We start from the raw sequence: 9793 nt of genomic DNA on the forward strand, positions 1-9793 counted from the left end.
TTCCATTACAATTACGGGGTTTAAAAAATCACGCCTAGATATAATTAATTAGAGGACGTATCTGTGAGCAAAGACACTATCATCGCCCTGCATGCTGAACACCAAGGCCGTTGGAAAAACCGTGAAGAAATCGCGGAACGTATGATTGCATTAATCGGACAATTATACCGTGAAAAAAATATTGTCGTATCTGTTTACGGTCGCTCTTTAATTAACCGTTCTGTTATCCAAATTTTGAAAACTCACCGCCGTACACGTGTTGTAGACGTTGAGCTTTCTGTTGTAAACACATTCCCAATTTTAGAAGCTTTAGCTCAGCTTGAGAATATTGGTTCTGCAGAAGTTGATATCGGTAAACTTGCTGTTGAATATAAAGAAAAAGGCGGTGATGTTAACGCTTTTGTTGCTCAAGCAGTTGAATCAATCAAAGGTAGCGCAACTTCTGAACAACCTAAAGATGTCGTTCTTTATGGTTTCGGTCGTATTGGTCGTATCTTGGCTCGTTTAATCATTAGCCAATCAGGTTTAGGTCGTGGTTTAAGCCTTAAAGCAATTGTTGTGCGTAAATCTTCTGATGGTGATTTAGCAAAACGTGCTTCTTTACTTCGTCGTGACTCTATTCACGGTACTTTCGCTGGTACAATCGCTGTTGATGAAGAAAACGAAGCAATCATTGCGAATGGTAACTTCATTAAAGTGATTTATGCATCTAGCCCAAGTGAAGTTGACTATACTGAATACGGTATTTCAAACGCACTTGTAATCGATAACACTGGTAAATGGCGTGATGCTGAAGGTCTAAGCCAACACTTGAAATGCCCAGGCGTTGCACGTGTTGTATTGACTGCACCAAGTAAAGGCGAAATGAAAAACGTTGTATTTGGCGTAAACAACACAGACATCTTAGATGAAGACAAAATCATCTCTGCTGCAAGTTGTACAACAAATGCAATTACTCCAATTCTTAAAGTATTGGATGACAAATATAAAGTTCTTAACGGTCATGTTGAAACTGTTCACTCATTTACAAATGACCAGAACTTAATTGACAACTACCATAAAGCAGATCGCCGTGGTCGTGCTGCTACTTTGAACATGGTAATTACAGAAACTGGTGCAGCTAAAGCCGTTGCTAAAGCATTACCTGCATTGAAAGGTAAGTTAACTGGTAACTCTGTACGTGTTCCTACACCAAACGTATCTCTTGCTATCTTGAACTTAACGCTTGATAAAGAAGTTGATCGTGAAGAAGTGAACGAATACATTCGTCAAATTTCGATTAACTCTAGCCTCCAAGGTCAAATTGGTTATACCAACTCGACAGAAGTTGTATCGAGTGACTTTATCGGTTCTCGTACTGCTGGTGTATATGACGCTCAAGCAACGATTACTTCTGGTAACCGTTTAACTGCTTATGTTTGGTACGATAACGAAGTAGGTTATAGCTGTCAGGTATTACGTATCGCTGAACAAATGTGCGGTGTAAGCTACAAAAAAATTCCAGCAGAATTGAATGCTTAAGATCATTTAACGATCTATAAAAGATTTTCACAAAAAGACCCAGTTTAGACTGGGTTTTTTTACAACCGTACAAAATATATGCTGACTATTTTTTGTAAATAAATGAGAATAAGAATTAAGGAAAAAAAGAAAATAGTAAGGGATAGGAATTGTCGCAGTTTAAACGTTTGTTGGTCGTTTTTATATTCATCATTATTGCCAATTTATGTGGTGTACTCATTGCAATATGGGTGTTTAAGCATTTTAATATTTATATTCCATTGAAGAATCAGGCAGTTGCTATTGACTTGCAAGAACCTCTACAAGTTAAGGTTAAAGTACAAGATGCTTTAAACGTTGATGTGAAAGGAAGGGTAAATGCCAGTATTCCAATTGATGAGAAATTGAATATTCCATTAACGCAAACGCTAACGCCGCGCGTTTATTTCGATAATATGGTACCCATTAGCACAACAATTCCAGTAAAAGAAACATTAAAAGTTGAGCAAAACCTACCAATCGATACGAAGGTTCAAGTCAGAGTTTTGGGACGTGATATTACATTACCGTTAAAGGGATCCATTCCATTAAAACTTGATGTTCCGATTGATATTAATGTCCCGCTTGAGCAAAAGGTTCATTTGAAATTCGATGCACCAGTGCGGACAGTATTAAAAGAAAATTTACATATTCCTCTAAAAGCAAGATTGGATACTAATATTCCAATCGAGGGTAATTTGAATGTTCCTGTTAAAACTGCGCTAAATGCTTCAGTCGATGTGAAAAACACATTGCCTGTGAAGATTGCAAATGGTGAGTTAAAAATTCCTCTGTCCAGTATGCGACTAAATCGGGTAGTAGGTTCAGAAACATCGCAGACGACAGCTAATCAATAGGGTGGATGCTAATGTTTCGTTCACTCAAGAGTATGCTCATCAGTTTCATTTTAATGACGATACTTGCCGCAGTTATGTTTTGGGTATACCTCAATATTCAAGCTAATTTAGTCGTTTCGGCTCATAATGCAGATATCACTTTACCTGATTCTTTGGAAACAAAGATTCAGGTTGGCAATACTTTGCAAGTTCAGTCTATTGGTAAGCTTGATACAACCTTAGATATAGATCGGCAACTGACTCTACCGCTGAAAGGGAAGTATCTGGCAGATTTAAATTTTGCTGTAGAGACACCAATTACAGTAAGTGTTGATTACTCAACAACACTAAAGATTGATCAAGTTATGCCGCTCGAAACAACGACAGATTTGATCTATCAAAATAAATTTTTGCCCAAATTTCCGCTTAAATTGGATATTCCCATCAAGTTGGATGTTCCTTTTAATTTAAAACGTAGTTATACCATTCCAGTTAAAATTGTTTTTGATGGTCCTGTTTATTTTGAATTTGATGAGCCAGTAAATTTATCGGTTAAACATCAATTTAAACCAAGTCTACAAGTGAATGACCCTATGGAAATGGGGAATGTCTCTTCATTTAATGCCATTATGTATAATTCAGTTCCAAAAACAAAAGCAAATCTTGATATGCAAATGACCTTGCCTCTACGTAATGTTCATCCTTAAAAATTAAATAGTCATCCTGCATTTTATTTTGATTAAAGCTCGTATTTGTGAATCTAAAATGCTTTTGATGACTTAAAGATGAAAACAGATCGTTATAAATAGGAATTGTCCCATTTTCTATTCGAGAATTTTATGAAAATATGGCAGAATAGGCGGTTTTAAAGTTTTTAGAGGATTGGCAGATGCGCTTTGTTGATGAAGCAGTCATTACCGTAGAGGCTGGCGACGGTGGCAATGGCGTAGCCAGTTTTCGCCGTGAAAAATTTGTACCATTTGGTGGCCCAGATGGTGGTGATGGCGGACGTGGTGGAAGTATCTACATTCAAGCTGATGATGATACAAGTACGCTAGTCGATTACCGTTACACACGTAAGTTCCGTGCTGAGCGCGGGAAGAATGGTGCAGGCGCTAACTGTACCGGACGTGGTGGTGAAGATGTGGTTTTAAAAGTACCCGTTGGTACAACAATTGTTGATACAGATTCAGGCGATATTATTGGCGATTTGGTTGAAGACGGCCAAAGAATTCTGGTTGCAGGTGGTGGTGATGGTGGTTTGGGGAATACTCACTTTAAATCATCAACTAACCGTGCTCCGCGTAAATGTACGACAGGCATCAAAGGTGAATTCCGTGAAATTCGCCTTGAACTAAAAGTGTTGGCAGATGTTGGTCTACTGGGCATGCCAAATGCTGGTAAATCAACCTTTATTCGTGCTGTAAGTGCTGCAAAACCAAAAGTAGCAGACTATCCATTTACAACTATGGTTCCAAACCTTGGTGTTGTAGATGCTGACCGTCATCGTTCATTTGTAATGGCCGATATTCCAGGGTTGATTGAAGGTGCAGCAGAAGGCGCTGGTTTAGGAATTCGTTTCCTTAAACATTTGGCACGTTCGCGTATTCTTTTACACATTATTGATGTGCAACCAATTGATGGTTCAGATCCGGCGCATAATGCAAAAGCAATTATGAACGAGTTAGCTAAGTTTTCTCCTACTTTAGCTAAACTACCGATTGTTTTAGTACTGAACAAACTTGATCAGATTGCTGAAGAAAGTCGTGAAGAGTGGTGTCAGCATATTCTAGGTGAACTAGAGTGGACTGGACCTGTCTTTAAGACCTCAGGCTTATTAAGCGAAGGAACGAAAGAAGTTGTTTATTACTTAATGGATCAGCTTGAACAACAACGTGAACGCGAAGTTGAAGATCCTGAATATGCAGCAGAAGTAAGAGCTTTCCGTGAACAACTAGAAATTGAAACACGTGAACAAACCATTGCGGCAAAAGAAGCATATCGCGCTATGCGTCGAGCACAACGTCTTGAAGGCATGTTGGGCGATGATGATGATTTTGACGATGATGAAGACGACACTGATGTAGAAAGCATCTACGTTCGTGACTAGAAAACCGAGGAAAACATGATAGAAGTGGTCGATGGGCAACGTCAGCTCAGTGAGTGTAAACGAATCGTTGTTAAAATCGGATCATCTTTACTCACAGCCAATGGGCAAGGTTTAGACTTGAATGCTATTTCGCATTGGGCGAAACAGATTGCAGATCTACACAATGCCGGACACGAAATTATTTTAGTGTCGTCTGGAGCTGTGGCTGAAGGTATGGTTCGTATGAAGCTTGCGAGTCGACCCACCGATCTACCCAGTCTGCAAGCCTGTGCTGCGATTGGGCAGATGGGTTTAATTCATACTTGGTCTAGTGTGCTTGAAGAACATGGCATTCGTACTGCTCAGGTTTTATTGACGCATGATGATCTAGCAGACCGCCGTCGTTATTTAAACTCATGTGATGCTTTGCAAAACTTGATTGATTGGCGTGTGATTCCGGTTATTAATGAAAATGACACGGTATCTACCGACGAGATTCGCTTTGGTGATAACGATACTTTAGCTGCGATGGTTGCAGGTCAGGTGCATGCAGAATTGCTGATCATTTTAACGGATCAGCAGGGCATGTTTGACTCAGATCCACGTCACAACCCAGATGCTAAATTACTCTCTACTGTTCGTGCCATGGACGATATTTTATTCGAAATGGCTGGCGGTGGCGGTGTACTCGGCAGAGGTGGTATGGTGACTAAGGTTCGTGCCGCACGTTTAGCTGCTAAGTCGGGTTGTCCAACGCTCATTGCGAGTGGCGAAAGTGATAATGTCTTGTCACGTGCTATGGCCGGTGAAATGCTAGGTACGCTGTTTACTACAGATAAAGACCGTATGACTGCTCATCAACAGTGGCTCGCTGCTCATTTACAGACGGCAGGTCGTCTTGTAATTGATGATGGCGCCATTGAGGCGATTAAATTGAAACATCGCAGTTTACTCCCAGTTGGGGTTAAAACTGTTGAAGGACATTTTGATCGTGGTGATGTAGTTGAATGTGTCGATAAACAAGGTAAACGTATTGCAGTGGGTCGAGTGAATTTTAGCTCGCGATCTGCTGAAATTATTAAAGGCTTAGCCTCTGATAAGGTTTATCAAGTACTTGGTGAAGCCCGTTCACTTGAAATGATTCATCGTGATCATATGGCGATTTACTAGATTATTGTAAAATTAAAAAAGCTCGCTTTATGCGAGCTTTTTTTCTGGCGTTAAACGAGGTAGAACACGATCTTCACCCACCATATATGGATGTGTCGCGAGACTCAACATATCTAGATCTTCTGAGCTATTACCATAGGCATAAATTTGATGGTAATGCTGTAGTGTATATTGCTGATGTATTCTTAATTTCTTTTGTTCACTACTACAATCTGGCGTGGAATAGTAACCCGTCATTATGCCGTTTTTAATTTGAGTTTCGGTACAAATTAATTCGATATCTAGTAACTTGCAAAGTGGGGCAAGGTAGACATCAATTGAAGCCGAAACCAGTACCACTCGATCACCACGTAACTGATGATGCTGTAACTGTGCGAAAAGTTCAGGTGAGAGCGCAGAGACCAACTGTTGTGCGTATTCTTCACCTAATCTTTGCAGTTCAATTGCGGGAGTATCTTTGAACATGCTACGGAATAACTTGGCACGCATAGCATTAGCTGGATAAAAGTTAAGATAGTAAGCTTGAATCCATGGTAGGATTTTTAAGCTTTGTTTAACAATGTGGCGCTTAGACAAAGCATAAAAGATAAATCCTGTAAAACTGTCTTTGCTACACAGGGTTCCATCAAAATCGAACAGGGCGAGACTCTTTATAGTCTTATTCGTTTCGCTCGTTGCATACATGATTCATATCGTCCGTTTACGCGGGTTGCATACCAGTTGGTATTATAGTCACGACTTAATTTTGGTCCAGAAATAACCACTTGCGGCATCATTGCATAGATAGGTTCTTTACCTGTCTTTGCTTTATAAAGTTTCGTCAGAGCAATATAGGTTTGAGTACTTTCAAACTTTTTCTCTTTTTCTAATTTAAGATCATCACGAATTTGTCGTGGGGTAACCAATACATTATTTTTTGCAAATACAGTAATCAGCTCTTTTTCTGACTGGCTTTGAGTCGGACGCGGATCCCCATCTTTTGTGTAAAGAAGTAGATCACCATCTAAAGTGAGCTTAGCATCAGTAAGAGCATCCAGCATATTTTGAAAAGCAGCATTACGGCTAGAATACATACCTGAGTTATAGTCTGCAAATCGATAAATGGCTTTGTCATAGTCAGCTGGATAAACCATTAAACGATGAATACCATAATATAAACCGCCATATTCAGTATATAAATCATCACGAAGTGCAGCAGTATTCATGCTTGAGCGTTTATTGGCTTTCGCATAGTTAATATGAACTTGCATAGAACCCAAGGTCGTAATAGGGTTCATTTTCTCGCCAATATCTTGTCCAACTAATTTGGCTGCACCTGTTAAGGCACTCACATGATAATGCTTAGCCATAAAATCGAAAATTTCTCGATATAGTAAATCGAGATCTTTTTCAGTTTTAACCTTACGCATTTGGCTCATATAGTTGTTATCAGGAGAAGGCTGAGTTTTTAGTACTTCTTCAAAATAACCAGCCATTGTTCCACCAATGGTTTTGCCAAGCTTATCTTCAAACTTTTCATTTAAACGTGTGCTAACTTCTTCAACTGCTTTTTGGCCTAATCCAGGCACTTGAGGGTTGGCAACAAAGTTAGATTCTTGATCGACAATAGCGACAATACTACATACATTTTTTTTAGTTTTAGGAATTTTTAATTCCTGCATAATATCATCAATATCTTTTGCCCATGACTCACGATCATGCACACGTGATGGAATTAACTTTTTAATGTGCTGGCTTTCTAGTTCAGGCTCATCATTTTTTGACCACCAACCTTTATCACCACAAGCAGCTAAACTCATGCACACGGCGACCATACCGAATGATTTTAATAAAAAACGGGAAGATAACGGTTTGTTCATGGCGAGGAAAGCACCTGCATAAAAAGATGAGCCGATTAAGCGGATGAAGTATACTATGTTGATCATCAATTGTATGAATATATATGTATATTGGTCCCTATCAACTGTCAAATAATTTAATCGTTGCTCCTATGGCCGGGGTTACTGACCGTCCATTTAGAACGCTCTGTAAGTATTTTGGCGCAGGCCATGCAGTCAGTGAAATGATGACTGCCGATAAGACTTTGCAGATGAGCAAGAAAAGCCTCTACCGTGCAAATTTTGATGGCGAACTTGCCCCAATCTCTGCACAAATTGCTGGTTCTGATCCTGAGCAGTTAGCTGAGGCTGCACGTCATCAAGTGGCAAATGGCGCACAAATTGTTGATATCAATATGGGATGTCCAGCGAAAAAAGTATGTAATAAACTCGCAGGTTCAGCATTATTACAAGATGAAGATTTAGTGGCACGAATTCTTGATACGGTTGTCGCTGCTGTTGATGTTCCTGTTACATTAAAAACCCGTTTGGGCTTTTTAAATGGCCAAGAAAATATTTTAAGAATCGCAAAAAGGGCAGAAGAAGCGGGAATTGCTGCCTTGGCCTTACATGGTCGCACCCGTGAAGACATGTATTTAAATACAGCACGCTATGACTTGATCAAACATGTTAAAGAATTAATCAATATTCCACTTATTGCAAACGGTGATATTGATAGCCCTGAAAAGGCAAAATATGTGCTCGACTATACAGGTGCTGATGCAATTATGATTGGTCGTGCTGCTCAAGGTCGACCATGGATTTTCCGTGAAATTGCTCATTATTTAAAAACTGGAGAGCACTTAGCCGCACCTAATATTGAAGAGGTGAAGCAGGTGCTATTAGGGCATTTATCAGAACTTTATCAATTCTATGGTGAATATTCTGGATGCCGTATTGCCCGTAAACACATTGCTTGGTATACGAAAGGGTTACGTTCAAGCAATGAATTCCGCCAAAATATGTATAAAGTTGAAAGTACAGCTCAGCAAGCATTAGTGGTCGAAAACTATTTTAATCAGCTATTAGCTGAAGGCAATTTGATGAGTGATGTGCAAGTTGAGCAGGTTAACTTATTAGAAACTCATTAAAGAAAAAGCCAGTAAATGTTTACTGGCTTTTTTAAATTTACTCATCTTCTAACATTTCTACCACTAACTGATTAACTAAATCAGCAGCAGCTAATTCACGTATTTGTGAGACATTACTACCTGCCCAAAAAGCACCAAAGCCATAGTCTTTATTCTTACTGGCAATTGCATTTAATTGCTTGGCCAAATCATAGGTATATGGATATTCTGGTTGAGGCGGTCGATTCGGTAAATCAATTTGTGTGTGCCAATGGTTCAGTAGGCCGCGGGCCGGACGTCCAGAAAGACTGGCACTGATTTGTGTCACAGGCTCATTAAATAAAGCTTTACGGTATTCGACAGATGCATTTGAAGATGGACATTGAACGAAAGCAGTTCCGAGTTGAACAGCCGTAGCTCCTAAGCTCAACATATATCGTGCTTGTGCACCGTTCATAATGCCACCAGCGGCTACCACAGGTCGTTTGCAATGTTTGACAATAAGATGTACTAAATCACTCGTTTTAATCGCTGCATCAAAATTCTTATTAAAGATTCCTCGATGTCCACCTGCTTCAATACCTTGAGCAATAATAATATCTATACCAGCTGCCTCAATGGCTTGTGCTTCAACTAAATTGGTAGCAGAAACCATGGTTATAATTCCGGCATCTTTTAATGCCTGAATTTGATGCGGATGGGGAATACCAAAATGAAAACTGACAGCTTTGGGTTTAGTTTCTAATACGACATTTAGAAAATCATCGTTATCAAGAAAACTTGGATAAATACAGTTTAAGTTTTGAGGCGGCTGTTCTCCGAACTTTTCAAACTGTGGACGTAAATATTCAATCCATTGTGCTGAGGTTTGAGAACTAAGTTGTTCGGGTTGATGGCAGAAAAAATTAACCTGAAACGATTTCTCTGTAAGTGTTTGGGTTTTTAAAATCTGTTCTTGAGCACTTTGTGCTGTATTTGCTCCGAGTCCTAATGACCCAAGACCACCCTGATTAGAAACTTCTGCGGCAAGTTCAGGTGTAGACACACCCGCCATAGGGGCAAGAAAAATTGGATGTTTAATTTCAAGTTGTTGTAACAGGGTCATTTTATTCACCTCATTTCTTTCTCTTCACCATAACGTGAAATCAGAACCAAGAGCAAATAATATTGGGCATTTAGTTTTTAAATATTTATTTCTTAAATAATTAAAAG

Annotated in this window: 9 protein-coding genes; 6 read left to right on the forward strand and 3 right to left on the reverse strand. The window is 39.4% G+C overall.

Annotated features, from left to right (window positions below; genetic code table 11):
* The first annotated feature begins 63 nt into the window (after nucleotides 1-63).
* From NL42_RS12790 to proB, 5 genes are all read left to right on the forward strand, one after another.
* Nucleotides 64-1521: a glyceraldehyde-3-phosphate dehydrogenase gene (locus tag NL42_RS12790; protein ID WP_446089795.1), complete on the forward strand. Its 1458-nt coding sequence runs from the start codon at nucleotides 64-66 to the stop codon at nucleotides 1519-1521.
* A 149-nt stretch (nucleotides 1522-1670) separates the two neighbouring features.
* Entirely contained in the window at nucleotides 1671-2396 is a 726-nt protein-coding gene (locus NL42_RS12795) for an MFS transporter (RefSeq protein ID WP_446089796.1), read from the forward strand.
* Between the two features lie 11 nt (nucleotides 2397-2407).
* A complete protein-coding gene (locus tag NL42_RS12800) occupies nucleotides 2408-3082 on the forward strand; it encodes a hypothetical protein (RefSeq protein ID WP_252612340.1) in 675 nt (224 codons plus the stop codon).
* Nucleotides 3083-3264: 182 nt separating this feature from the next.
* Nucleotides 3265-4485: an Obg family GTPase CgtA gene (gene cgtA / locus NL42_RS12805; RefSeq protein ID WP_336167400.1), complete on the forward strand. Its 1221-nt coding sequence runs from the start codon at nucleotides 3265-3267 to the stop codon at nucleotides 4483-4485.
* A gap of 15 nt (nucleotides 4486-4500) precedes the next feature.
* Entirely contained in the window at nucleotides 4501-5634 is a 1134-nt protein-coding gene (gene proB / locus NL42_RS12810) for a glutamate 5-kinase (RefSeq protein ID WP_461313025.1), read from the forward strand.
* Between the two features lie 27 nt (nucleotides 5635-5661).
* On the opposite strand, the gene NL42_RS12815 is transcribed toward proB, so the two are convergent.
* Entirely contained in the window at nucleotides 5662-6318 is a 657-nt protein-coding gene (locus NL42_RS12815; RefSeq protein WP_461313026.1) for an HAD-IB family hydrolase, read from the reverse strand.
* The gene (locus NL42_RS12820; RefSeq protein WP_035366435.1) at nucleotides 6285-7493 is read right to left on the reverse strand and encodes a DUF1615 domain-containing protein; all 1209 of its coding nucleotides are present in this window, start codon (nucleotides 7491-7493) and stop codon (nucleotides 6285-6287) included. Before NL42_RS12820 ends, NL42_RS12815 begins: the two co-directional genes overlap by 34 nt.
* Nucleotides 7494-7576: 83 nt before the next feature.
* On the opposite strand from NL42_RS12820, the gene dusB reads away from it, so the two are divergent.
* Nucleotides 7577-8602 (forward strand): tRNA dihydrouridine synthase DusB, encoded by a 1026-nt coding sequence (gene dusB / locus NL42_RS12825; RefSeq protein WP_461313027.1) that lies wholly within the window; start codon nucleotides 7577-7579, stop codon nucleotides 8600-8602.
* Nucleotides 8603-8639: 37 nt separating this feature from the next.
* On the opposite strand, the gene NL42_RS12830 is transcribed toward dusB, so the two are convergent.
* Entirely contained in the window at nucleotides 8640-9686 is a 1047-nt protein-coding gene (locus NL42_RS12830) for an NAD(P)H-dependent flavin oxidoreductase (protein ID WP_461313028.1), read from the reverse strand.
* Nucleotides 9687-9793 lie beyond the last annotated feature (107 nt).

The sequence above is a fragment of the Acinetobacter sp. GN11 genome (genome assembly GCF_054823985.1).